Raw genomic sequence first — 24,830 nt, 5'->3', positions numbered from 1 at the left:
TTTAACATGAATGAAGAAAGACCAATTCGTTATACAAATTGGTCTTTTCACTTTTATAATATGTTCCATTAAAATAAGACTATTTCTTTTGGAGCATGTTTTTTATATTTCCATAATGATTGGTAAAATCATTGGACGACGTTTCGTCTTTTCGTATAGGAATGGAGCTAATGTATCTGTAATTTCATTTTTAATTTCAGACCATTGTGTTGTCTTTCGTTCCATCACCTTGTCTAGATGTGTTGTAATTAATGTTTGTGCGTCATTAATTAAATCGCTGCTTTCACGCATATAAACGAATCCGCGAGAGATGATATCAGGTCCTGCGGCAATTTTAAATTCTTTCATATCGATGCTTACAACGACGATTACAAGTCCTTCTTCTGAAAGAATACGACGGTCACGTAATACGATATTTCCGATGTCGCCGATTCCATTTCCATCAATATAAACAGACCCTGAAGGGATTTTCCCAGCAATATTTGCTTCATCTGAGCGTAGAGCGAGTACATCACCATTGTCCATGATAAAACAATTTTCTTCAGGAATACCACAATCATTTGCTAAGCTCATATGCATGCGTTGCATACGATATTCGCCGTGAATAGGCATGAAATATTTCGGTTTAATGAGGCGTAACATAAGTTTTTGTTCTTCTTGTCCGCCGTGACCGCTCGTATGAATATTTGTAAGCTTACCATGGATAACCTCGGCACCAGCACGGTATAACATGTTGATTGTGCGGCTTACACTAACTGTATTTCCTGGAATAGGAGAAGAAGAAAATACAACCGTATCTCCAGGGATAATTTGAATTTGACGATGTGTACCATTGGCAATGCGAGAAAGTGCCGCCATTGGTTCACCTTGACTACCTGTGCATAAAATAACAATTTTGTTAGCAGGTAGTTTATTAATTTGAGCTGCATCAACGAATGTATCTTTTGGACAACGAATATAACCAAGGTCTTGTCCGATTTGAATGGCAGCTTCCATACTTCGACCAAATACAGCTACCTTGCGATTGTTTTCAACAGCAGCTTCGACAACTTGTTGTAAACGGTGGATATTAGATGCGAAAGTAGCAAAAATAATACGACCTTCTACTTTGCGGAAAATATCTTGAATGCTATCACCAACACGACGTTCAGACATTGTAAAGTTAGGAACTTCACTATTTGTGCTATCGGATAATAGGCAAAGTACACCGTCTTTACCGATTTCAGCCATTTTTGTTAAATTTGCTGGCTCACCAACTGGTGTGAAATCAAATTTAAAGTCTCCCGTATGAACAATTTGCCCTTGTGGTGTTTTCACAACAACGCCAAATGAGTCTGGAATGCTATGTGTCGTACGGAAGAAGGAAACTGATGTTTTTTTAAATTTAATTACATCATCTTCTTGAATTTCGTAAAGTTTTGCTTTACGAAGTAAACCGTGCTCTTCTAATTTATTTTTAATTAGGGCAATCGCTAATTTCCCCCCGTAAATCGGAACATTTACTTGGCGTAATAAGTAAGGGATTCCACCGATATGATCTTCATGACCATGTGTGATGAAGACGCCTTTAATTTTATCTTCGTTTCGTACAAAATAAGTGTAATCAGGGATCACATAGTCGATCCCGAGAAGTTCGTCTTCTGGAAATTTAATTCCAGCATCAATTATAATAATTTCATCTTGAAATTGAACAGCATATGTATTTTTGCCGATTTCGCCCAGTCCACCAAGAGCGAATACGGCAACCTGATCGTTTTTTAGGAATTTCATAAATTATACGATCTCCGTTAGCTTTAAATCAGCATTTTGCTTTTCGTATTCAAGATGAGCGCCAGTCACTGACTGAACAAACTCAATGTTATATGCGAACTTTTTTAATTTTGCACGAACGTCTCTTTCAGAGTCAGCCTCTAAATATAGAACTTTTGTATTTTCACGTACTGGAACCTCAGTCATTTTTTCTTGATAAAATACTTTAAAAATCATTGGAAAAACCTCTCCTTGTCTATGTTTTGCATTATCTGTTACCTATTATAAAGCAAACAGTCATGTTTTTCATGTTTTTTCGAATGGGAATGAAGAAAAAGCCCGAAATGGGCACGATTAAGCCATTGTTTTTTTTCGTACTAAATCATTCAAATAGCGTTTTAGCTTTTTCTTCAATTTTTTTAGCATAGCCGCTCCTTCCTTTCCTTATTGTAAAACATACACGTATATTCATCGGGTTTTCTTGCATTATCTTATTCATCGTTTATCGTTTAAGTGCTGGTATGAATAGCACGTCATAATTGACAGTCATTTTACTCGTTATGTGTATAGTATGAGAAAGATGAGAAAAGAAAATTCATTTAGAAAAACCTTGGTACTCGTTCTCGTTAATACATGTGTATGATATGGATAAGGTTAGAAAGCGAATACTTACTTTAAGTATGGTTAATATGTTATACTTTTTTTTGGTATTTGAAAAGTAATAGTAAAGTTAGAAGTATATAAGAAGTGGAAAGGGTTTTGATAAATGAATGATAAAATTGTCTTTTTTGATATTGATGGAACATTGTTAGATCATGATAAAAAAATTCCGCAATCTACAAGAGAAGCGGTGCGTACTTTACAAGAAAAGGGAGTCCATGTGGCAATTGCAACGGGACGTGCTCCATTTATGTTCGAAGATATCCGTCATGAGCTCAATATTCATAATTATGTTAGTTTTAATGGTCAATATGTTGTATTTGAGGATGAGGTCATCTTTAAAAATCCACTACGCCCAGAAGCACTTCGTAAATTTACAACATTTGCAAAGCAAGAAGGGTATCCACTTGTTTATTTAGATGAACAAGATATGAAAGTAACGGTAGAATATCATGATTATGTAAAAGAAGGTTTGGGGAGTTTGCATTTTGAACACCCGGTATATGAGCCTAATTTTTATGAAAACCGTGATATTTATCAAACGCTTGTTTTCTGTCAAACAGGTGAAGAAGAAAAGTTTATTCATGATTATCCAGATTTTCATTTTATTCGTTGGCATGCATATTCAATGGATATTATTCCAAATGGAGGTTCAAAAGCGAAAGGAATCGAAAAGTTTATTGAAAGATTAGGATTTCAGAAAGAACAAGTGTATGCTTTTGGAGATGGACTGAATGATTTAGAAATGATTGAAGCAGTTGGAACAGGAATTGTAATGGGAAATGGTCATGAAGAGCTGAAGAAACTTGCAAATTATGTAACAAAAGATGTGAGTGAAGACGGGATTCATCACGGGCTACAGTGGGCTGGTTTAATTTAAGATAGAGATGAAAACCATTTCATAAAGAAAAATCGGATAAGAATAAAAAAGCAGAAGCGTGGCTTCTGCTTTTTAGCGTTCAAGAGGTTTTGCGTTTTCAGGAGCAGCAAAAGGATTATCTTGATTAATATGGTCATAAAACATGACGCCATTTAAATGATCGATTTCATGTTGAAAGACAATCGCTGGTAAGCCTTTTAACCGTAATTTTACTTCTTCTCCATCAACAGTTGTTGCTTTCACTGTAATCCTTGCATAGCGAGGAACGTATCCAGGTACTTCACGATCGACAGATAAACATCCTTCGCCCGCTGGTAAGTATGTACGTTCAACGGAATGACTAATAATTTTTGGATTGAACAATGCATAGCTATATAATGTTTCATTTGCATCTGTAACATGAATCGCAATCATTCTTTTCGAAATACCAATTTGTGGAGCCGCTAATCCAATCCCTGGGCGCAAATTATATTTTTCAACCATTTCCGGATTTTGACTGTTTATGACAAATTCAATCATTTCTTTTAGTGTTTGTGTATCTTCTTCGCTAGCTGGTAGCTGTACTTCTTCTGCTACTGCTCTGAGAATCGGATTTCCTTCACGAATTACATCGTTCATTGTAAGCATATGTAATCTCTCCTTTCTCCTTAAGTCTACCAAAGGAAATAAAAAAAGTCATGGCAAAGCATATGTAGTACATTGCGAAAAGAGTGTCTTGTTCAAATTTTCAATTCCTTGAAGGAAAAAAGACCCCAAAAAAATCAGGTTTCACTGACTTTTGGGGCACCTCTTTTTCATAGTTGTTGTGTCTTACATTAACGAATACAAGCAGCACCAACGATAATTAAAAGGATAAACAATACAACGATTAAAGCAAAACCGCGTCCAGATCCGCCGCAAGAACCGCCGTAGCCGTAAGAAGGGTATGAGCCAGTTGGATAACAATATGTGTATCCGTACATATATATGACCTCCTTTATCATTTTCCGCTAATATTGCGGTTACTTATAATGTATGGAAGAGTAGAGAGAAATGTATGGGCATTTACCTAGAAAAGGAAGAAGTGTTGCATATTTTTGTTGTAAAGAGAGAAAAACTAAAGAGAATTAAATCGTTTACATATTATTCTAGGGTCAAGAACAAGTGAAACAGGGAATAATATAACAGTAGGTTTATGCTTACTAATACAGATGTGAAAATAAAAACATGTATGGATGGCGAAACCTTCAATGTTGTTCATAAAAAAATCGTAATTAAAGTAATTGACATCGTGATTAGAATAGTTGTAAACTAAAAAACGTGATCAAGATTGTATTAATATGTTTCTAAAAAAACATTAGTACAGATTGTTAGGTACACAAATTTATTCTCAGCCGATAAGGATTCCTATCGGTTTACATGATTGCGTTTTCTTTCTAGATGTATGCTAGTGAAAGCGTTTCAGAATATGGTTCAAGAGAGGAAGAGGTGAACGGAATGGGTACTAAAACAAAAAAGACCCTATTTAATGTTGATGAGCAAATGAAAGCTATCGCAGCTCAATTTGAAACATTACAAATTTTAAATGAAAAAGGCGAAGTTGTGAATGAAGCAGCAATGCCTAATTTAACTGATGATCAATTAAAAGAATTAATGCGCCGTATGGTGTATACTCGCGTACTAGATCAACGTTCTATTTCTTTAAACCGTCAAGGACGTTTAGGTTTCTATGCACCAACAGCTGGACAAGAAGCTTCTCAATTAGCAAGTCATTTTGCGCTTGAAGCAGACGACTTTATTTTACCAGGATATCGTGACGTTCCACAATTAGTATGGCACGGTCTACCATTATATCAAGCATTCTTATTCTCTCGTGGACATTTCATGGGTAACCAAATGCCAGAGAACGTAAATGCACTTCCTCCACAAATTATTATCGGTGCGCAAATTATCCAAACTGCTGGTGTTGCGTTAGGTATGAAATTACGTGGTAAAAAATCTGTTGCAATTACTTACACTGGTGACGGCGGTGCATCTCAAGGTGACTTCTATGAAGGTATGAACTTTGCAGGTGCGTTCAAAGCTCCAGCAATCTTTGTTGTTCAAAACAACCGTTATGCAATCTCTACTCCAGTAGAAAAACAATCTGCAGCAAAAACTGTAGCTCAAAAAGCAGTAGCAGCAGGTATTTATGGAATTCAAGTAGACGGTATGGACCCATTAGCTGTATATACAGCAACTGCTTTTGCCCGTGAGCGCGCAGTAAATGGTGAAGGTCCTACTTTAATCGAGACTTTAACATTCCGTTATGGTCCACATACAATGGCTGGTGATGACCCAACTCGTTACCGTACAAAAGATATCGAAAATGAATGGGAACAAAAAGACCCAATCGTACGCTTCCGTGCATTCTTAGAAAATAAAGGCCTATGGTCTCAAGAAGAAGAAGAAAAAGTAATCGAAGAAGCAAAAGAAGATATCAAACAAGCTATTGCTAAGGCTGACCAAGCTCCAAAACAAAAAGTAACTGATTTAATGGAAATCATGTACGAAGAAATGCCTTACAACTTAGCTGAACAATATGAAATTTACAAAGAAAAGGAGTCGAAGTAAGCCATGGCTCAAATGACAATGATTCAAGCAATCACTGATGCTTTACGCGTTGAAATGAAAAATGATCCTAACGTACTTGTTTTTGGTGAAGACGTTGGTGTAAACGGCGGTGTATTCCGTGCTACTGAAGGTTTGCAAGCTGAATTTGGCGAAGACCGTGTAATGGATACTCCACTTGCAGAATCTGGTATTGGTGGACTTTCAATCGGTTTAGCACTTCAAGGCTTCCGTCCAGTTCCAGAAATTCAATTCTTCGGTTTCGTTTACGAAGTAATGGATTCAATTGCTGGTCAAATGGCTCGTATGCGTTATCGTTCTGGTGGTCGTTGGACTGCTCCAATCACAGTTCGTTCTCCATTCGGTGGTGGCGTTCATACTCCAGAATTACACGCTGATAGCTTAGAAGGTTTAGTGGCACAACAACCAGGTCTAAAAGTTGTTATCCCATCTACTCCATACGATGCAAAAGGTCTTTTAATTTCTGCGATTCGTGACAACGATCCAGTTATTTACCTAGAGCATATGAAATTATATCGTTCATTCCGCCAAGAAGTACCAGAAGGCGAATACACAATTGAATTAGGCAAAGCTGAGGTAAAACGCGAAGGTAAAGATGTATCTGTTTTTGCGTACGGTGCTATGGTACATGCTGCATTAAAAGCTGCTGAAGAGCTTGAAAAAGAAGGTATCTCTTTAGAGGTTGTTGACTTACGTACAGTTCAACCATTAGACATCGAAACAATCATTGCATCTGTTGAGAAAACAGGCCGTGCAATCGTTGTTCAAGAAGCTCAAAAACAAGCTGGTATTGCAGCAAACGTTGTAGCGGAAATTAATGACCGCGCAATCTTAAGCTTAGAAGCTCCAGTTCTACGTGTTGCAGCTGCTGATACAGTATTCCCATTCTCTCAAGCTGAGAGCGTATGGTTACCAAACCATAAAGATATTGTTGAAGCTGTTAAAAAAGTAATGAACTTCTAATTTTAGTTATTCATGTGCAAAAGAAGTCAGCACATGCTGATTTCTTTTGTACATATTCCATAATAATGAAATGAATCAGGGGGATGAATTCCGTGGCATTTGAATTTAAACTACCAGATATCGGTGAAGGTATCCACGAAGGTGAAATCGTAAAATGGTTTATTAAACCAGGCGATGAAGTAAACGAAGACGATGTACTTCTTGAAGTACAAAATGATAAAGCAGTAGTAGAAATTCCTTCTCCTGTAAAAGGTAAAGTACTTGAAGTACTTGTAGAAGAAGGAACAGTTGCAGTAGTAGGAGATGTTCTTGTTAAATTTGACGCTCCTGGTTACGAAAACCTTAAATTTAAAGGTGACGAGCATGACGATGCTCCAAAAGCTGAGGAAGCAAAAGAAGAAGCTCCAGCAGCAGCTACTCCAGCGGCAGAAACAACAAATGAACGCGTAATCGCTATGCCATCTGTTCGTAAATATGCTCGTGAAAAAGGTGTAGACATCCATAAAGTAGCTGGATCTGGTAAAAACGGTCGCATTGTAAAAGCTGACATCGATGCATTTGTAAATGGTGGACAAGCAGCGACTACTGAAGCTCCAGCAGCAGCAGCTACTCCAGCGGCTCAAGAAGAGGCACCAAAAGCACAACCAATCCCAGCTGGTGAATACCCAGAAACTCGCGAGAAAATGAGCGGTATCCGTAAAGCGATTGCGAAAGCAATGGTTAACTCTAAACATACAGCTCCTCACGTAACATTAATGGACGAAGTAGATGTAACAGAGCTTGTTGCTCATCGTAAGAAATTCAAAGCTGTTGCAGCTGACAAAGGTATTAAATTAACTTACCTTCCATATGTTGTAAAAGCTTTAACATCTGCATTACGTGAATTCCCAATGTTGAACACTTCTTTAGATGATGCAACTCAAGAAATTGTTCATAAACATTACTTCAATATTGGTATCGCAGCTGATACTGATAAAGGTCTTTTAGTACCAGTTGTTAAAGATGCTGATCGCAAGTCTATCTTTGCAATCTCTAATGAGATTAATGAGCTTGCTACAAAAGCACGTGAAGGTCGCTTAGCTCCTGCTGAAATGAAAGGTGCTTCTTGCACAATCACAAACATTGGTTCTGCAGGTGGACAATGGTTCACTCCAGTTATCAATCACCCAGAAGTAGCAATCCTTGGTATTGGTCGCATCGCTGAAAAACCAGTTGTAAAAAATGGTGAGATCGTTGCAGCTCCAGTATTAGCATTATCTCTAAGCTTTGACCATCGTTTAATTGACGGTGCAACTGCTCAAAAAGCATTAAACCAAATTAAACGTCTATTAAACGACCCACAATTATTAGTAATGGAGGCGTAATAACAATGGTAGTAGGAGATTTCCCAATTGAATTAGATACAGTCGTTGTTGGTGCAGGTCCTGGTGGATATGTTGCAGCAATTCGTGCAGCACAATTAGGTCAAAAGGTAGCAGTTATTGAAAAAGCTAACCTTGGTGGCGTATGCTTAAACGTTGGATGTATTCCTTCTAAAGCGTTAATTAATGCAGGTCATCGTTTTGAGCATGCAAAACATTCTGATGACATGGGTATTATCGCTGAAAACGTAAAAGTGGATTTCACAAAAGTTCAAGAATGGAAAAATGGCGTAGTTAAGAAATTAACTGGCGGTGTAGAAGGCCTTCTTAAAGGAAACAAAGTTGAAATCATTCGCGGTGAAGCTTACTTCGTAGATGCGAATACATTACGTGTCATGACTGAAGATGCAGCACAAACTTATACATTCAAAAATGCAATCCTTGCAACTGGTTCTACACCAATTGAAATTCCAGGATTCAAATACTCTAAACGTGTGATCAACTCTACAGGTGCTTTAAGCTTACCTGAAATTCCTAAAAAACTTGTTGTAATCGGCGGCGGTTACATCGGTATGGAATTAGGTACTGCTTATGCTAACTTCGGTACAGAAGTTACTGTAGTAGAAGCTGGTGACGAAATCTTAGCTGGTTTCGAAAAAGCAATGAGCTCAGTTGTGAAACGCGCTCTTCAGAAAAAAGGAAACGTTACAATTCATACGAAAGCTATGGCTAAAGGCGTTGAAGAAACTGAAAACGGCGTAAAAGTTAGCTTCGAAGTAAAAGGCGAAGTACAAACTGTAGAAGCAGATTACGTATTAGTAACTGTAGGTCGTCGTCCAAATACGCAAGAAATCGGTCTTGAGCAAGTTGGAATTAAAATGACTGATCGCGGTCTAATCGAAATCGATGAGCAATGTCGTACAAATGTATCAAACATCTATGCAATCGGTGATATCGTTCCTGGACCACCATTAGCGCACAAAGCTTCTTACGAAGGTAAAGTAGCAGCTGAAGCTATTAGTGGCCATGCAGCAGCAATCGATTACATTGGAATTCCAGCAGTATGCTTCACTGATCCAGAATTAGCATCTGTTGGTTATACAAAGAAACAAGCAGAAGAAGCTGGAATGAGCGTAGCTGTATCTAAATTCCCATTCGCTGCAAACGGTCGTGCATTATCATTAAACAGCACAGACGGTTTCTTACAACTTGTAACACGTAAAGAAGATGGTCTTCTTGTAGGTGCGCAAGTTGCAGGTGCAGGTGCTTCTGATATTATCTCTGAGCTAGGACTAGCTATCGAAGCTGGTATGACAGCAGAAGATATTGCACAAACAATCCATGCTCATCCAACATTAGGTGAAATTACAATGGAAGCAGCAGAAGTTGCTCTTGGAATGCCAATTCACATTGTAAAATAATATAGTAAGTAAGAAAAAACGTCTCTTATTCTGTAAGAGACGTTTTTTCTTACTTTGAAGGTTTTTTTATCTCGCTATTTTAGGGCAGTAGCAGCCCGATTGGTGGAGGCTCATAATCAGTAGGGGGGACGAAGAACACCCCACTGATTAAAATTACACTTTATTGGAGTTGTTGTATGGAGACAAACTTGTAGATGTGAAACGAAAGCAGTTCACCCTATAAGGGATTGTGGTTTTAAGAAAATAAACTTGTTCCTATTATGGAATTGATTTGCTTTCAATCCCATATATTATAATAAAATAGAGCATGTCAAAGGAGACGGTTCCGTGAAATTCATACATGTTATATTTTATCATTTTCTTTTATGGAGTGGTTTTTCTATTGTGTTATCCTTATCAAGTGGTGATAAGGTTCATTATAAAATAATGCTCTTTTTTGTGTTTCTCTATCTTGCGTATGTAATTGCGTATGTTATGCTTCCTATAAGAAAACAAGCATTCATTCTCACTTGTATAAATAGCATCTTGTTTTTAATCATATCGTACCTCTTTTAAATCTTATCGTTTATAAAAATACATGGTTCTTCCATTAAATAGTTGTAGTTCACCCTCTAATTTTTTTGCTAAAAAACGACAAAATTCATTTGCTTTTCCTTTGTCTCCAAATGTTGCTGTAGAAGGCAAAGAAATTTGAATAAAGGTTTGGTCATTTTCCGAGTCAACTCCTACATAAATACAGTTATATCTCTCATGATTCGATTTTAGTTCTAGCGTCGAATTTGAAGTATCCACTATTTCATAAGGAAAGGCAAAGTTTGCATATGCGTAATGAATTTGCGTGCCAGTTTGTGAAGTGATTATTTTATAATATTGAAAAAGTTCTTTTATGTCGTCTAATGAGACAGACTGTGTTTTAGATTTAGATACAAGTTTTATAAAGGCATGCTGCATAAAAGATCTCCTCCTAACGTCATTTACAATTTTATTGTAACATTATTGTAAATTTTTTGACAATTAAAAGGTTATTGCTTTTTTTCGTGTAATATATACGGGAAGGAAATGGTCTTTAGAAAGGAGCAGTAAGATGTTCGAGAAATTGTATGATGAACATGAGAATGTCCATATACGCTTTTTAGGATTTATGACGCATGAAAATCGCTATGATTTTGGAGTTATTTATACAAATATGTTTTTTGGAAAAACACTTGTCGTTTGTATGCAGACGGGGCGAGCAACACTTCTTGGACCAGATGATGTAGAAAATACCCAACATTTACAAGAAATATTTAAATTAGCATCAGAAGTAGAAGCAAATGATTTAGCACAATTTTTTAAATTTCTTGTTCCACAAACTTCCTCTGTACATGCTGAGCATGAAGAATGAAAAACAGAAACAGTCGTATGAAATATGGCTGTTTTTTGTATGATTGTTTCATACTAATGTGAAATAAAAATTTTTAATGTGTTATACTAAAAACCTATTGACTTAAAAAGTATAACATATTAAAATGAAGTCAGAAAGTTAAGCGGTTACAAAAAAGTTTTTGGGATTACAAACTTAGGGGGAAAAGAAAAATGGGGACAATCGTATGTCAAGATTGTGAAAATACAATCGCACACTTCGAAGATGAAAAGGTAACAATACTTTACGGCAAATGTGGATCTTGCGGATGTGGTCACAAGGAACATACAAAGGCCCAGTAGTATATAAATTTGGGAGCTAGAAAAGTTTTTAGGACCATTAACTTAGGGGGAAAGAAAAATGGGAACAATTGTATGTCAAGTTTGTGAAAGTACAATCGCATACTTTGAAGAGGAAAAAACAACAGTACTTTATGGGAAATGTGGGTCTCATTGCGAATGCAATCACAAGGAACATGCAAAAGCCCAATAATATATAGAACGTGTAAAGAATTCAATATAACAGTATGAAAGAAACTTAGGGGGAAAAGAAGATGGGAACAATCGTATGCCAAGTTTGTGAAGAAACAATCGCGCATTTTGAGGATAAAAAAACGACAGTACTTTACGGCAAATGTGGATCTCATTGTAAATGTGACCATAAGCAACATGTAAAAGCTTAATAGTAGAAAAAAGCGTCTGCGAATGCAGACGCTTTTTTAATAGATGGTAGTTGTGTGTCCGATAGTTGCTACAATTGCATCGTCTCTAATCGGGATAAATCCTAGTGAGGTTTGTGGCAGGGGATGAGAAGTATATTGACTCATGATGCGACTATCTATACGCGTAATAAAATCGGTTAAATAGGCTGAAATAAAAGCAGAGGGGATTCTTCTATCATTTAACAGATAAATGATTTGTTCTTTTGTTTTTACACCAACTCCATGACCGTAATAAAAAGAGTTACCTAAATAAATTGCATTTTCTCCTTGCCATTCGATAGAAGCAGGATTCACTTGAGGATTTTTAAAGTAGACTAAATCACCTGGTACAATATCTCCACCTGTCTTTGTCATTAATTTTAAATCACGATCATAATCCCATGTATATAATAGAAGGTTTGCAAATAAATGGTTGAATATTTCTTCATCATATAGCTCTAACAATGCTTTATAAAATATAATAATCATTGCTGTTGCACATTCAGTTCCGTACATTTTCCCATTTTTAAAAATATCTCGTATTGCAATAGAAGATGATACACCGGGACGCAATTGAAATCCTCCTAGCGCTGTTCGTTGCCAATATTCTTCATTACAAAAAGATGTCACGAATGTACGGAACTGAAATCCACTTTGAAAAAGTTCTAATGCAGAGGTAATAATATGCATCCTTACATTTAAATCAAAGTTGAGTTCAGCGACTGTCCGAAAGGAGTATACTTCTTGATTTCCAGTCATGATAGATAAAATTTGTTGTTTTTCGTTAGCAAATGATTCATTTTCATTCATGATATAAGGATGTACAATAGAACGACCAATCACAATCATAATGGTATCCCACCTATACGTTACATTCTGTAATAGCGTATGAATGAAAGAGGAAATGGTGAAAAAAAAGCCTATCAACTAACTGATAGGCTTAAATTCCTTAATGACACGCAATGTTTGGAGTGTCATATCTTCTGGACCTTGAACAGGTAATCCAGCTTCTAAATTTTTCTGGATATAATCTAAGTTTTCTTGTGTAATAATTTCTCCTGGAGTAAAGATTGGAATCCCTGGTGGATAAACCATTACAAAATCGGCTATAATGCGGCCAGCAGCATCTTCAAACGGAATAACTTCTGTTTCTGAATAAAAAGCATCTCGTGGAGAAAGGGCTAGTACAGGAATTTCTGGGATTTCTACTTGTACTTGAACGCCTTTATCTGCACGATGTTTAAATGTTGTGGCTAGTTCTTGTAGAGCTGCAATGAGTACATTTGTCTCGTCTTCCGTGTCTCCTAGTGTAATCAGGCATAGAATGTTATATAGGTCTGAAAGCTCGACTTCAATATTATAGTGTTTTCTTAACCATAACTCGGCTTCATGGCCTGTAATTCCTAAGTCTTTCACAGATATGATAAGCTTCGTTGGATCGTAACGAAATGTCGCGTCGGTACCTAACATTTCTTTTCCAGGACAATAAAGATGTTCAATATGATTTACAGCATTACGAACACGCTCAGCTAGCTCTATTGTTTTTGTTATTAACTTTTTTCCTTCTGTTGCCAATCGTTTTCTTGCAACATCAAGGGAAGCTAATAAAATATAAGAAGTCGATGTTGTAGTAAGCATGCTAATAATGGATTGGACATGCTTTACATTTACAAGGCCCTCTCTTACATTTAAAATGGAACTTTGTGTTAAAGAGCCACCTAGTTTATGCACACTTGTTGCAGCCATATCTGCGCCAGCTTGCATCGCTGACATCGGTAACTCATCATGGAAATGAATATGGACACCATGAGCTTCATCAACTAGTACAGGTATTTCATAGGAATGGGCTAATTCAACAATTTGCTGCAAATCTGCAGCAAATCCAAAGTATGTTGGATTAATTACAAGTAATCCTTTCGCATCGGGATGTTCATCGAGTGCTTTTTTTACAGAATGTATGGTAATACCATGTGAAATACCAAGTTTCGCATCAATTTCAGGATGAATGAAAATTGGTTTTGCACCTGAGAAAATAATGGCTGACATTACAGATTTATGAACGTTTCGTGGTACAAGAATTTTATCTCCGGGACCACATACGCTCATCACCATTGTCATAATTGCTCCGCTTGTACCTTGAACGGAAAAAAACGTATGATCTGCACCGAACGCTGCTGCGGCTAAATCTTGTGCTTCTTTAATCATACCTTTTGGATGATGTAAATCATCAAGCGGTGCAATGTTAATTAAGTCAATTGCTAATGCATTATGCCCAATAAATTCACGAAATACAGGATCCATTCCTTGTCCTTTCTTATGACCAGGAATATGGAATTGAATTGGATTTCGCTTACTGTGCTCTACTAAAGCGGTAAACAATGGTGTTTTGTATTGGGACAATCTATACACCCCTTCTTTTATTTATTTTGATTTGTTTTATGTGACTCTGTTCTATTAGAAGATGTTTTGTTATATCATCGTTCTCAAGAACTAGATTTGTTTGACTTACCACTCATAAAAAATGGAAGTATCATTTTATTTTCTATAAAACAAAAGCATTATATCACCAATAATTATAGATGTATAGAAAAATATTATTTTTAACTGTATGGATTTAAAATATAAAGTAGGGGATATATACCGAAACAGTCTATGGATATAATGACAGCTTAGACTAGCAAAATAGTGTATAATGCAAAGAGGCTATATCACGGATGAAATTGTAGTCTTTACGGTAGCATAATAACAGAACAATAAAGATAGATGAGGTGTAAATATGGAATATCAATATCCACTTGATTATGACTGGTCGAATGAAGAGATGATTACTGTTGTGAAATTTTATGAGGCGATAGAAAAAGCAAATGAAAAAGGAATTGTTAAAGAAGAATTGATGGATTTATATCGCAAGTTCAAAAGAATTGTTCCATCCAAAGCTGAAGAAAAGAAAATTGATAAAGAATTTCAGGAAGTAAGTGGTTATTCAATATACCGTACGATACAAAAAGGGAAAGATACAGAAGAGCATAAGATTGTTAAAATGTAAAAAAATTTTGAAAAATGAATTTTAGAGTGCTATAATATGATAACAACTAAAAACGGACAATAGCAATTGTCCGTTTTCTACTATCGATTGCAAATCTTATATAAAGGAAGGAGTGAGTGGATCGTCGATTCAATCTTAGTTTGAAATTGTTCATTTGTCATAGATGAAAATTCCTCTGGCGCTATATGAATTCCAACTAATAACTCAGCCTTTTTTACAGTAGCTAATCGTTCAATTATTTTTTGTAAATCTTTTGATTCTAATGTGTCATGTGGTAGAACATCTGGTTTAGTGTGGTCAATGGACCAAACGAAGTCATTTGGTATATTTGTTTTTAAATCATTTAAATGTTCTAATAAGGCATGAGCCGCTACCTCTTTTTGTGGACACTCATAGATTAAACCAAAGTATATGAAAGCATGGGTGCCCCATAAGCCAATTTGAAAGTGTGGTAACATTTTATAGCCGCGTTTATTTGTTGAAAAAGCAACCCAAGTATCGTTTGGTGGATTGACTTTGCGACGTGCATGTTTGGCAACATGATAGAAAAAAGGTTCGCCAGTTTGGTCAGATAAGTAATGGGAAAATTGTTCCCCTAATGTTTCTAATTTTGGCTGGATATGTGTTTTGATTGCATTCATACGTCTTTCAAGACCGTCAACTGAAAAGACAGCAAAGTCAGCTGATTGAAAAGTTTGTAATGTCATAATCGTTCCTCCAACTCCTAGTTTGTTTTTATTTTAGCATAGCTTGTACGATTCATAAAAAGAACAGCACAAAAAAATCGGTAAAAAAATATAAATTTGTTGCATAGATACTTTATCCAACATAGTATAGTATAAAACAAAAAATCAGAAAATTAAGTTAATTCTAGTCCGAGGGCAGACGAATATTGGGAGGAGGCAAATACTATGAGACAAGTGATTAATGCATTAAAGAGAACAGATGCAGAAAAAAGAATTCCGGTATTAAGATTAGAGTTAGATTATGAATTAGCAACGTTATATGATGCGATGATGGAAAATGACAATCAGAAAAAAGAAGAGTGTGTCCAAAAATTGGAAGTCTTAAGACTTGAAATGATTCGTTTAGAAGCGTAATAATAGTATATGTATAAAAATTAAGTTGGTGCGAACCTTATAAAGGGTTCGTTTTTTCTGTGAACAGTATAGATCGGAGTGTTTAAAATATGCAAGAGGTATGGAAAGAAATTGATACACATGCAAAACAGTGGGTTCGAGAAGCAGGAGAGAGCTTAAGGGCATCGCTAAAACAAGCCCTTATCATTGAAACAAAGTCAAATGCGGCCGATCTAGTAACGAATATGGATCGGGAAATAGAACAATTTTTTATTGGGAAAATTAAAGAAACATTCCCAGAACATTATATTTTAGGAGAAGAAGGGTATGGGGATGAAGTCACTTCTTCTAATGGGATTGTTTGGTTAATTGATCCAATTGATGGTACGATGAATTTTGTTCATCAAAAACGAAATTTTGCTATTTCGATTGGTATTTATGAGAACGGTATCGGAATAATCGGTCTTATCTATGATCCCGTACATGATGAGTTATACCATGCTGTAAAAGGGGAAGGGGCGTTTTGTAATGGTGTATCTATTCCGATGTTACAAGAAGGAGCGTTAGAAAGTAGCATAGTTGCTTTAAATGCGACATGGCTTACTGATAACCCGTTGCTTCATATGGAAAAAATGATGCAGCTTGTTACAAAGGCAAGAGGAACACGTTCGTATGGTTGTGCGGCATTAGAGATGGTATATGTGGCAACAGGAAGGTTGGATGCTTATATAACGCCGCGGTTATCTCCTTGGGATTTTGGTGGTGGGAAAATTATTGTTGAAGAAGTTGGTGGCAAAGTGACAACATTTACTGGGACACCAATTTCTATTGTAGAAAAAAGTAGTGTACTAGTGGCGAAACCTGGCGTATATGATGAATTATTACCATTTGTATTACAATAACAAAAAAGTAAGAGGCTATAGAAAGCTTCTTACTTTTTCACGTTATTGTGATTTGCGCATTTTTCGTTTTGTTATAAAGCCGTATCCAACTGTAACAAATGTACCAATAATGCAAATAATAATACCAATGGGACTATTTTCAGCAATCATAATTCCAATGCCGATTAAGAAAATAACACCGATAATAGCTGTTAATAAAAAGCGGTACTGAATGTGTTCCATATCTTCACCCTCCAATTTTATTTTACTTTCACAAAAGTAAGAATACAACTATATTTTCATTCTTGATTTTATTTTGATTGCCATTATATCCTCTTCGCTCTTATAATAGAGAAGGATTAAAAAGACACTAGGAGTTGGACATGTTGAAAAAACGACAAGATTTACGTAATATAGCAATTATTGCCCACGTTGACCATGGTAAAACAACACTTGTTGACCAGTTATTACGTCAAGCGGGAACGTTCCGTGCAAATGAGCATGTAGAAGAACGTGCAATGGATTCGAATGATTTAGAGAGAGAACGCGGTATTACGATTTTAGCGAAAAATACAGCGATTCACTATGAAGATAAACGAATTAACATTTTAGATACACCTGGACACGCTGATTTCGGTGGTGAAGTAGAACGAATCATGCGAATGGTTGATGGTGTTTTACTTGTTGTTGATGCATATGAAGGTTGTATGCCACAAACACGATTTGTATTAAAGAAAGCACTTGAGCAAAATTTAACGCCAATCGTTGTTGTAAACAAAATTGACCGCGACTTTGCTCGTCCAGAAGAAGTTGTTGATGAAGTATTAGATTTATTCATTGAACTAGGTGCAAATGAAGATCAATTAGAGTTCCCGGTTGTATTCGCTTCAGCGATGAACGGAACAGCAAGCTTGGATCCAAATCCAGCAAATCAAGAAGAGAATATGAAATCATTATTTGAAACAATTATCAATCATATTCCAGCACCAATCGATAATAGCGATGAGCCATTGCAATTCCAAGTAGCTCTTCTTGACTATAATGATTATGTAGGTCGTATCGGAGTTGGGCGCGTATTCCGCGGTACAATGAAGGTAGGACAGCAAGTTGCTTTAATGAAGGTTGACGGAAGTGTGAAGCAATTCCGCGTAACAAAAATCTTTGGTTACATGGGATTAAAACGTCAAGAAATTGAAGAAGCAAAAGCTGGCGATTTAGTAGCTGTTTCTGGTATGGAAGACATTAACGTTGGGGAAACAGTATGTCCGATTGAACATCAAGAAGCTCTACCTTTATTACGTATTGATGAGCCGACATTACAAATGACGTTCCTTGTAAATAACAGCCCATTTGCAGGTCGTGAAGGGAAATATATTACATCTCGTAAAATCGAAGAGCGTCTTCGCTCGCAATTAGAAACAGATGTAAGTTTACGTGTAGAGAATACAGACTCTCCTGATGCATGGATTGTATCTGGCCGTGGGGAATTACATTTGTCAATCTTAATTGAAAATATGCGTCGTGAAGGCTATGAATTACAAGTATCAAAACCAGAAGTAATTATTAAAGACGTCGATGGTGTGAGATGTGAGCCTGTAGAGCGCGTGCAAATCGATGTACCAGAAGAATACACTGGTTCCATCATGGAATCTATGGGAGCTCGTAAAGGTGAAATGTTAGATATGGTGAATAACGGAAATGGTCAAGTTCGTCTAACATTTATGGTACCAGCACGTGGATTAATTGGTTATACAACAGAATTCTTAACGTTAACACGTGGTTATGGTATTTTGAACCACACATTTGACAGCTATCAACCAGTACATGCTGGACAAGTTGGTGGACGTCGTCAAGGTGTTCTCGTTTCACTTGAAACAGGGAAAGCATCACAATACGGTATTATGCAAGTTGAAGATCGCGGTGTCATCTTCGTTGAACCTGGTACAGAAGTATATACAGGTATGATTGTTGGAGAGCATACACGTGAAAATGATTTAACGGTTAACATTGTAAAAATGAAACAACAAACTAACGTTCGTTCTGCAACAAAAGATCAAACTTCAACAATGAAAAAACCACGCATTATGACATTAGAAGAATCATTAGAGTATTTAAATGATGATGAGTATTGTGAAGTAACGCCAGAATCTATTCGTCTGCGCAAAAAAATTCTAGATAAAAATGAACGTGAAAAAGCTGCGAAGAGAAAGAAATCTGTAGAAGCGTAAGAGAAGGAGCTGTCTTTTCAAAAGACGGCTCTTTTTTTAAGGGCTATTTTTTGAAAATTTACTCTTTTTTGTGGACAGTATTTTTGTTGCAAGGTACTCTTATAGTAGGTAGTGGAAAATATAATAAAAACGAGAAGAACGCGATTTTTGTTGTTAGTAGGGGGAGAAAAGAGGATGCTTGAGAAAATGTCTTTTTTTGCAAAGCTATATCAAGTAGATGTAAATCCTAAAATGGGAATGTGGATGCTTTACGGCACTATTATCGTTTTAAGTGCCATTGTTTATCATTTAGGGTTTGCGAGGAAGTTATCGGTATTAAAAAATGTTGTTATTTATGCTTTGTTAGCGATTGGATGCACCGTTCTTACATTTTTTGCTGTTTTTTTACCAGTTGGGGAAGGACTTGTTGTAGCGATAATTGTATTAGGAATTTATAAACTGCGCCTGCGACAAGCAAAACAACAAAAAGTAAGTTAAGAGGAGGGAACCTCATGCATTCCGTACAAGATGCATTATACAACTGGTTAACAATCAAAATAATTGTTGAAGCACGACCAGATGATATAGCTGCGCAAGAAACCTATGAGCTATTTCACAACATATTATATGAAGATCATCAATTAAAGAATGTGAAAGTAGAAAAAAGAGAAGAGATGTATATAGTTACGTATGAAAAAGAGAAAGAAATGGGTTATGCGAGGTTTCCGTTAGAATTAATCGATTGTTTTATAGACTAGATAAAGTGAAACTTTAATCAGTGTGGTTCTCTTCATCCCCCACTGATTATGAGGCTTCACCAATCAGGAACCAGAGAAATATAAATAAGCCCTTATCTGAATGATTAAGGACTCATTTATGTTACCACTCATCTTCTACTGTTTTATCTTGGTATAAATGAAACTTTCCGGTTGCGTGGCGTTTCATTGTACGTTCTGCAATACGTTCTGTACATTCTGGGCACAGATATGTATGAATTGGGCGGTTACGAAGCTTTTTAGCCAAAGGATTTTCATCATCTAGCTTATCTTTTTTATCGCAAATCATGCATTTGACTCTCATTTCGTCACCTCAATACAAATTCTATCGATATAAGTATATCATGTAAGTTCAATGTTTTTGAGATATAGAGGAAAAAAATAATATTTTCGCAATTCTAAAAATAAGTTATCATAAAGATAGGAAACATTTGGAGGTGGAAATATGGCGAATATAGTGGAGCTTAAATTATCGGAATCTTTCATACAAATTTTACGTAGAGAGAATATTGTTACAGTTGCTACAGTTGATTTTGAAAAAAAGATTCCCAATGTAAGTGCTATTTCATGGATATATGCAATGAGTGAAGAAAGTATTCGTTTTGCTGTTGATCAGCGCTCGCGTATTGTAGAAAATTTGCGTCACAATACAGGAATTGTATTCACAATCATGGCGAATGAATCCGTATTTTCCATAAGCGGCGAGGCAAAATTTATAACTGAAAAGATGGAAGGAATTCCTTTGAAATTAACAGTGATAGAGGTAGCGATAAAAGAGGTTCGTGATGTGATGTTTTATGGGGCAAGGCTTGCTACTGAACCAACTTTTGAGAAGACATATGATTTACGAGCGGCTAAACAATTAGATCATCAAGTGCTGACGGGTATGAAAGAATTATAAAGGCGATTATGTGTACCTTCTTCTTTTCAGCGAGTGAATAGATAACTTTTGTCTTCTTATAGGTTATAAATTTTGATTTGTTTTCTAAATTGAAGAGGAAGAAAAAATTAAATTTATATGAATTTCGATTCTACCTCGTTTGTACGGTACATATAATTATAACAATGGTTCGTCCATATTATTATGGATGAAACCCTTGTTCTACAAACTTAAAAGTGGAGTCAGGGGGTAACAGGTTGGATAAAATCTACGTGTTAGATACGAATGTACTTTTACAGGATCCGTTATCTATTTTTTCTTTTGAAACAAATGAAGTAGTGATTCCAGCAGTTGTATTAGAAGAGGTTGATTCGAAAAAACGCTATATGGATGAAGTTGGACGAAATGCTCGCTATGTATCTAAGTTAATCGATAAATTTCGTGAACTTGGAAAGTTATATGACAGTATTCCTCTTGAAAATGGAGGGACATTTCGGATTGAGTTAAATCATCGTTCATTTGTTCAACTGCAAGACATTTTTGTAGAAAAAACAAATGATAATCGCATTTTAGCAGTGGCAAAAAATTTATCATTAGAAGAGCAAGAAAAAGAGGATGGAAAGCCAGTTATTTTAGTCAGTAAGGATGTCCTCGTCAGAGTGAAGGCGGACGCCTTAGGACTGCAAGCTGAAGATTATTTAAGCGATCGAGTTATTGAAGTGGAGAATATATATTCGGGTTTTTTAGAAGGTTACATATCAAAAGTACAATTGGATTATTTTTATGAAAAAGGAGAACTTCCTTTATCGGAAATTGCGAATCATCCGTTTTATCCCAATCAGTTTATTGTGATGAAAGATGCGCTTGGTGGATCAAGCTCTGCACTTGGAATTGTAGATCGTTCAGGGAAAAAAGTGAAAAAGTTAGTGTTTCATAATGAACAAGTTTGGGGAATACGTCCGCGCAATGTACAGCAAATTATGGGATTAGAATTGTTGTTGCGAGAAGATATTCCGTTAGTTACTTTAACAGGAAAGGCGGGGACAGGGAAAACGTTGCTCGCTTTAGCTGCTGGGCTTATGCAAACAGAAGATTTAGGATTGTATAAAAAGCTCCTTGTAGCGAGGCCTATTGTTCCTGTTGGGAAAGATATCGGTTATTTACCAGGTGAAAAAGAGGAAAAGTTGAGACCGTGGATGCAACCGATTTTTGATAATCTTGAATATTTATTCAATACGAAAAAACCAGGGGAATTAGATGCTATATTAGCTGGTATGGGCTCAATTGAAGTAGAGGCACTGACGTATATAAGAGGAAGAAGTATTCCAGATCAATTTATTATTATCGATGAAGCGCAAAACTTAACAAAACATGAAGTGAAGACGATTTTAACAAGGGTAGGGGAAAAGAGTAAGATCGTATTAATGGGAGACCCGCAGCAAATTGATCATCCTTATTTAGATGAATATAATAATGGTTTAACATATGTGGTCGAGAAACTGAAGGAACAAAAAATTAGCGGTCATGTGAAGTTCGTGAAAGGTGAACGATCTAATTTAGCTCAATTAGCAGCGGATTTATTGTAAAAAGGAGTAGGGATCATCCCTACTCCTTTTTGTCAAAACAGAAAAGAATCACTCGTGATTGAATACAGAATATCACTCATATAATTATGAATTTCCGGATATTTCGAATCGGATTATTTTGATTCGAACCATCTCCAAAATAAAGATGAACAGGCCCGTCTTCTCTCAGTGGTTGCCCATCTTTTGAAAAACCAAGAATGGCATCTTGTACTTGTTTTAGCGGCAATGTAATTTCATCATGAAGTGTTTCGATTTTTATCTCAGTCACACCGTCCATCACTTCCGCGTTTTTAAGAAAAGGTTGAAATGGCATTCCGAAAGTCCCTGTAATCAGTTTTTCCTTTTTAAATTGTTTGACGCTTTTTTGAATTGGTGGGAAAGCTGCTCCATCACGAATCTCTCGATCCCAATGCTCAGAAGTATGCTTTAAATATGTTTCTAATTCAGATGTTTCTTGTTGTGGTTCATGAAAGTAAGTTGTTAAGTCTACTTTTCGATCATCAAAGATCCAAACGCTTGGATCAATCGTAAGTGGAAAACGAACTTTTCCACTAATAAACAAAATTTCGCTCATTGTTGTTCCCCCATTTGTATTATACTCCCACTTTTCAGTATAATAGGATTAGACAAGGATGTCACAAAAAATGTTTCTATTGCAATTTGTCAAAACTATCGCTAATATTAATAGATAGGATAGGAGAGTAGGACGGAAACGGAGGGAATCAATTTGGCGTCTGAGACAGTAGCAAATCATCAGGAAAAGGCACTTGCCCTTCTACAAGCGGATGCGGAGAAGATTTTAAGACTTATTAAGGTACAAATGGACCACCTTACGATGCCGCAGTGTCCATTATATGAAGAAGTGCTAGATACACAAATGTTTGGTTTATCCCGTGAGGTTGACTTTGCGGTTCGTCTTGATCTTATTTCTGAAGAACAAGGAAAAGAGATGTTAGGAGAGCTTGAACGGGAATTATCAGCACTTCATGAAGCATTTACAAATAAAAAATGATGACGGGTTCAAATAAAGGGGCTCAAACTGAATCAGTTTGAGCTTTTTATTTGTATATAAAGCAGGAAGACAATATATACATATGGAATACAACAATAATTAAAATGAAAATAGAAAGAGGAAATGAAATGAAAAAAATGTGGAAAAGAATGGACTATTCATTATTACTTCCTCTTATTATTTTATGTGTGTTGGGAGTTATAATGGTATACAGTGCTAGCTCCATCGTTGCGATTATGAAGAATAAACCAGCGAACTTCTTTTTTAATAAACAATTATTCATTTTAGCTATTGGAGGAATCATATTCGTTCTTATTTCGATTATTCCGTATAGACTTTGGAGAAAAAGAATTATTGTAGTATTAATGAGTTTGGGAAGTATAGGATTATTAGCAGCGGCTTATTTGTTTGGTAAAGAGGTAAACGGTGCAAAAGGCTGGATATTAGGAATACAGCCGGCAGAATTCGTGAAAATAGTCGTTATTATTTTATTAGCTCGTTTTTTTGCAAGGAAACAAGAGACGGATACGCCAGTTTTTCAAGGTTCCGCACTTACACTGTTTGTTGTTGGTTTGATCATGTTTATTATTTTAAAGCAAAATGATTTAGGAACGGACATATTAATTGGGGGCATGGTAGGAATTATGTTCCTTTGCTCAGGCGTTCGTATTAATATATGGATAAAACGATTTGCATTAACCTCTATCGCTTGGATTCCTGTTCTGTATTTTATAGGGAATCACATGCTTAGCGAATATCAAAAAGCTCGTTTTGCTGTGTTTCTCGATCCATTTGCAGATCCACAAGGGAATGGATTTCAACTCATAAATTCGTATGTTGCTATTGCTTCAGGAGGTCTACATGGTAAGGGGCTAAGTAATAGTATACAAAAATATGGATATTTACCAGAACCGCAAACCGATTTTATTATGGCAATTATATCTGAAGAGCTTGGTTTTATCGGGGTAGCGATTGTTTTAATTAGTTTGTTACTGATTATTATTCGCGCATTTCGAATTGCACAAAAATGTAAAGATCCTTTTGGCAGTTTAATTGCAATTGGACTTGCCAGTTTAATTGGTGTTCAAACGTTTGTTAATGTTGGTGGTATGTCTGGCGTAATCCCACTTACTGGTGTACCTTTACCATTTGTCAGTTACGGTGGTAGTTCTTTAACGGCAAACTTAATTGCGATGGGCATATTATTTAATATAAGTAGTCATGTGAAACAGCAAGAGAAACAACGAAGAGAAGTGGAACCGGAAAGAGAGAAAAAGGAACCGCATCTTGTTGTGGTGAAATAAAGTGAAAGAATGATGAGTATTACAACATTATAATTTCCAGAAAAGAGGTTGTCCGAAAAGTTATATTTTAGGGCAACCTCTTTTCTTATAAGTTAAAGTGTTATACTTTTTGTTTGTTTGCAATAAAAGTATGTCATTTTTATTCAAATATGTTATACAAAAAGGGTGTTAGAATGTGGAGAGGTATGCTATACTATTTTTATGAAACAAATTGATTAGAAAACTTATCATTTGTTGAAAAATAAGGTATGATGTATAAAAATAAAGTGAAACTTTCTAGGTATAGGTTGAAAAAGAAAGTGAAGAACTTCAC

30 protein-coding genes and 1 pseudogene are annotated in these 24,830 nt (G+C 36.0%); 20 read left to right on the top strand and 11 right to left on the bottom strand.

The window, feature by feature from the left end:
- Window positions 1-102: 102 nt before the first annotated feature.
- The gene (gene rnjA / locus MR058_RS08535; RefSeq protein ID WP_242143564.1) at window positions 103-1,770 is read right to left on the bottom strand and encodes a ribonuclease J1; all 1,668 of its coding nucleotides are present in this window, start codon (window positions 1,768-1,770) and stop codon (window positions 103-105) included.
- 3 nt (window positions 1,771-1,773) lie between these two features.
- The gene (locus MR058_RS08530) at window positions 1,774-1,986 is read right to left on the bottom strand and encodes a DNA-dependent RNA polymerase subunit epsilon (protein WP_012095134.1); all 213 of its coding nucleotides are present in this window, start codon (window positions 1,984-1,986) and stop codon (window positions 1,774-1,776) included.
- 529 nt (window positions 1,987-2,515) lie between these two features.
- Here MR058_RS08530 and MR058_RS08525 point away from each other — a divergent pair.
- Window positions 2,516-3,289 (top strand): Cof-type HAD-IIB family hydrolase, encoded by a 774-nt coding sequence (locus MR058_RS08525; RefSeq protein ID WP_242143563.1) that lies wholly within the window; start codon window positions 2,516-2,518, stop codon window positions 3,287-3,289.
- A 72-nt stretch (window positions 3,290-3,361) separates the two neighbouring features.
- Here the strand turns inward: MR058_RS08525 and def are convergent, their stop codons facing one another.
- On the bottom strand, window positions 3,362-3,916 hold the full coding sequence (def, locus tag MR058_RS08520; RefSeq protein WP_242143562.1) for a peptide deformylase: 555 nt from the start codon (window positions 3,914-3,916) through the stop codon (window positions 3,362-3,364).
- Window positions 3,917-4,104: 188 nt separating this feature from the next.
- A pseudogene (locus MR058_RS23645) lies at window positions 4,105-4,185 on the bottom strand (YjcZ family sporulation protein); the annotation flags it as partial.
- Between the two features lie 580 nt (window positions 4,186-4,765).
- Between MR058_RS23645 and pdhA the strand changes: the two are divergent.
- From pdhA to MR058_RS08490, 5 genes are all read left to right on the top strand, one after another.
- Window positions 4,766-5,881, top strand: coding sequence for a pyruvate dehydrogenase E1 component subunit alpha (gene pdhA, locus MR058_RS08510; RefSeq protein ID WP_242143560.1), 1,116 nt, complete (start codon window positions 4,766-4,768; stop codon window positions 5,879-5,881).
- Window positions 5,882-5,884: 3 nt separating this feature from the next.
- Entirely contained in the window at window positions 5,885-6,862 is a 978-nt protein-coding gene (pdhB, locus tag MR058_RS08505; protein WP_242143559.1) for an alpha-ketoacid dehydrogenase subunit beta, read from the top strand.
- Window positions 6,863-6,954: 92 nt separating this feature from the next.
- Window positions 6,955-8,226 (top strand): dihydrolipoamide acetyltransferase family protein, encoded by a 1,272-nt coding sequence (locus MR058_RS08500; RefSeq protein ID WP_242143558.1) that lies wholly within the window; start codon window positions 6,955-6,957, stop codon window positions 8,224-8,226.
- Window positions 8,227-8,231: 5 nt separating this feature from the next.
- The gene (gene lpdA / locus MR058_RS08495; protein WP_242143557.1) at window positions 8,232-9,644 is read left to right on the top strand and encodes a dihydrolipoyl dehydrogenase; all 1,413 of its coding nucleotides are present in this window, start codon (window positions 8,232-8,234) and stop codon (window positions 9,642-9,644) included.
- 327 nt (window positions 9,645-9,971) lie between these two features.
- The gene (locus tag MR058_RS08490) at window positions 9,972-10,199 is read left to right on the top strand and encodes a hypothetical protein (RefSeq protein ID WP_242143556.1); all 228 of its coding nucleotides are present in this window, start codon (window positions 9,972-9,974) and stop codon (window positions 10,197-10,199) included.
- A 3-nt stretch (window positions 10,200-10,202) separates the two neighbouring features.
- Here MR058_RS08490 and MR058_RS08485 read toward each other — a convergent pair whose 3' ends face one another.
- Window positions 10,203-10,595 carry a DUF1885 family protein gene (locus MR058_RS08485; RefSeq protein WP_242143555.1) on the bottom strand — a complete coding sequence of 131 codons (393 nt, stop codon included), beginning with the start codon at window positions 10,593-10,595 and terminating at the stop codon, window positions 10,203-10,205.
- Window positions 10,596-10,728: 133 nt separating this feature from the next.
- Between MR058_RS08485 and MR058_RS08480 the strand changes: the two genes are divergently transcribed.
- The 4 genes from MR058_RS08480 to MR058_RS08465 all read left to right on the top strand — a co-directional run bounded on the left by MR058_RS08480 (window position 10,729) and on the right by MR058_RS08465 (window position 11,728).
- Window positions 10,729-11,028: a DUF3055 domain-containing protein gene (locus MR058_RS08480; protein WP_242143554.1), complete on the top strand. Its 300-nt coding sequence runs from the start codon at window positions 10,729-10,731 to the stop codon at window positions 11,026-11,028.
- 191 nt (window positions 11,029-11,219) lie between these two features.
- Entirely contained in the window at window positions 11,220-11,348 is a 129-nt protein-coding gene (locus MR058_RS08475) for a GapA-binding peptide SR1P (RefSeq protein ID WP_242143553.1), read from the top strand.
- A gap of 58 nt (window positions 11,349-11,406) precedes the next feature.
- Complete coding sequence (locus tag MR058_RS08470; protein WP_242143552.1) at window positions 11,407-11,538, top strand: GapA-binding peptide SR1P; 132 nt, start codon at window positions 11,407-11,409, stop codon at window positions 11,536-11,538.
- Between the two features lie 61 nt (window positions 11,539-11,599).
- Window positions 11,600-11,728, top strand: a complete 129-nt coding sequence (locus tag MR058_RS08465; protein ID WP_242143551.1) for a GapA-binding peptide SR1P — start codon at window positions 11,600-11,602, stop codon at window positions 11,726-11,728.
- A gap of 36 nt (window positions 11,729-11,764) precedes the next feature.
- Here the strand turns inward: MR058_RS08465 and MR058_RS08460 are convergent, their stop codons facing one another.
- Together MR058_RS08460 and MR058_RS08455 are read right to left on the bottom strand one after the other, a co-directional pair.
- Entirely contained in the window at window positions 11,765-12,595 is an 831-nt protein-coding gene (locus MR058_RS08460) for a protein-glutamine gamma-glutamyltransferase (RefSeq protein WP_242143550.1), read from the bottom strand.
- Window positions 12,596-12,673: 78 nt separating this feature from the next.
- A complete protein-coding gene (locus MR058_RS08455) occupies window positions 12,674-14,146 on the bottom strand; it encodes an aminotransferase class I/II-fold pyridoxal phosphate-dependent enzyme (RefSeq protein WP_277926486.1) in 1,473 nt (490 codons plus the stop codon).
- 376 nt (window positions 14,147-14,522) lie between these two features.
- Between MR058_RS08455 and MR058_RS08450 the strand changes: the two genes are divergently transcribed.
- Window positions 14,523-14,792 (top strand): UPF0223 family protein, encoded by a 270-nt coding sequence (locus tag MR058_RS08450; protein WP_242143548.1) that lies wholly within the window; start codon window positions 14,523-14,525, stop codon window positions 14,790-14,792.
- An 80-nt stretch (window positions 14,793-14,872) separates the two neighbouring features.
- Here MR058_RS08450 and MR058_RS08445 read toward each other — a convergent pair whose 3' ends face one another.
- The gene (locus MR058_RS08445) at window positions 14,873-15,499 is read right to left on the bottom strand and encodes a YktB family protein (protein WP_242143547.1); all 627 of its coding nucleotides are present in this window, start codon (window positions 15,497-15,499) and stop codon (window positions 14,873-14,875) included.
- A 204-nt stretch (window positions 15,500-15,703) separates the two neighbouring features.
- Between MR058_RS08445 and MR058_RS08440 the strand changes: the two genes are divergently transcribed.
- Together MR058_RS08440 and MR058_RS08435 are read left to right on the top strand one after the other, a co-directional pair.
- Complete coding sequence (locus MR058_RS08440; RefSeq protein ID WP_001250169.1) at window positions 15,704-15,892, top strand: hypothetical protein; 189 nt, start codon at window positions 15,704-15,706, stop codon at window positions 15,890-15,892.
- Between the two features lie 89 nt (window positions 15,893-15,981).
- On the top strand, window positions 15,982-16,773 hold the full coding sequence (locus tag MR058_RS08435; protein WP_242143546.1) for an inositol monophosphatase family protein: 792 nt from the start codon (window positions 15,982-15,984) through the stop codon (window positions 16,771-16,773).
- Between the two features lie 42 nt (window positions 16,774-16,815).
- On the opposite strand, the gene MR058_RS08430 is transcribed toward MR058_RS08435, so the two are convergent.
- Window positions 16,816-16,995 (bottom strand): DUF5325 family protein, encoded by a 180-nt coding sequence (locus MR058_RS08430; RefSeq protein ID WP_000400124.1) that lies wholly within the window; start codon window positions 16,993-16,995, stop codon window positions 16,816-16,818.
- 140 nt (window positions 16,996-17,135) lie between these two features.
- Here MR058_RS08430 and typA point away from each other — a divergent pair, with 140 nt between their 5' ends.
- The 3 genes from typA to MR058_RS08415 all read left to right on the top strand — a co-directional run bounded on the left by typA (window position 17,136) and on the right by MR058_RS08415 (window position 19,717).
- Window positions 17,136-18,980: a translational GTPase TypA gene (gene typA / locus MR058_RS08425; RefSeq protein ID WP_242143545.1), complete on the top strand. Its 1,845-nt coding sequence runs from the start codon at window positions 17,136-17,138 to the stop codon at window positions 18,978-18,980.
- Window positions 18,981-19,154: 174 nt separating this feature from the next.
- Window positions 19,155-19,457 carry a YlaH-like family protein gene (locus MR058_RS08420; protein ID WP_242143544.1) on the top strand — a complete coding sequence of 101 codons (303 nt, stop codon included), beginning with the start codon at window positions 19,155-19,157 and terminating at the stop codon, window positions 19,455-19,457.
- A 14-nt stretch (window positions 19,458-19,471) separates the two neighbouring features.
- Entirely contained in the window at window positions 19,472-19,717 is a 246-nt protein-coding gene (locus MR058_RS08415) for a hypothetical protein (RefSeq protein ID WP_242143543.1), read from the top strand.
- A 121-nt stretch (window positions 19,718-19,838) separates the two neighbouring features.
- Here the strand turns inward: MR058_RS08415 and MR058_RS08410 are convergent, their stop codons facing one another.
- The gene (locus tag MR058_RS08410; RefSeq protein WP_012095103.1) at window positions 19,839-20,039 is read right to left on the bottom strand and encodes a YlaI family protein; all 201 of its coding nucleotides are present in this window, start codon (window positions 20,037-20,039) and stop codon (window positions 19,839-19,841) included.
- Between the two features lie 141 nt (window positions 20,040-20,180).
- Between MR058_RS08410 and MR058_RS08405 the strand changes: the two genes are divergently transcribed.
- Together MR058_RS08405 and MR058_RS08400 are read left to right on the top strand one after the other, a co-directional pair.
- Window positions 20,181-20,636: a pyridoxamine 5'-phosphate oxidase family protein gene (locus tag MR058_RS08405; RefSeq protein ID WP_242143542.1), complete on the top strand. Its 456-nt coding sequence runs from the start codon at window positions 20,181-20,183 to the stop codon at window positions 20,634-20,636.
- A gap of 236 nt (window positions 20,637-20,872) precedes the next feature.
- Window positions 20,873-22,201 carry a PhoH family protein gene (locus tag MR058_RS08400; RefSeq protein ID WP_242143541.1) on the top strand — a complete coding sequence of 443 codons (1,329 nt, stop codon included), beginning with the start codon at window positions 20,873-20,875 and terminating at the stop codon, window positions 22,199-22,201.
- A gap of 76 nt (window positions 22,202-22,277) precedes the next feature.
- Here MR058_RS08400 and MR058_RS08395 read toward each other — a convergent pair whose 3' ends face one another.
- Entirely contained in the window at window positions 22,278-22,775 is a 498-nt protein-coding gene (locus tag MR058_RS08395) for a peptidyl-prolyl cis-trans isomerase (RefSeq protein ID WP_242143540.1), read from the bottom strand.
- A gap of 153 nt (window positions 22,776-22,928) precedes the next feature.
- Here MR058_RS08395 and MR058_RS08390 point away from each other — a divergent pair, with 153 nt between their 5' ends.
- Together MR058_RS08390 and MR058_RS08385 are read left to right on the top strand one after the other, a co-directional pair.
- Complete coding sequence (locus tag MR058_RS08390) at window positions 22,929-23,213, top strand: Fpa/YlaN family protein (protein WP_242143539.1); 285 nt, start codon at window positions 22,929-22,931, stop codon at window positions 23,211-23,213.
- Window positions 23,214-23,341: 128 nt separating this feature from the next.
- On the top strand, window positions 23,342-24,517 hold the full coding sequence (locus MR058_RS08385) for an FtsW/RodA/SpoVE family cell cycle protein (protein WP_242143538.1): 1,176 nt from the start codon (window positions 23,342-23,344) through the stop codon (window positions 24,515-24,517).
- Window positions 24,518-24,830 lie beyond the last annotated feature (313 nt).

It is taken from the genome of Bacillus cereus group sp. BfR-BA-01430 (assembly GCF_022663115.1).
Taxonomy (GTDB): Bacteria; Bacillota; Bacilli; order Bacillales; family Bacillaceae_G; genus Bacillus_A; species Bacillus_A cereus_BD.
This window is presented reverse-complemented; position numbering and strand designations above follow the sequence as displayed.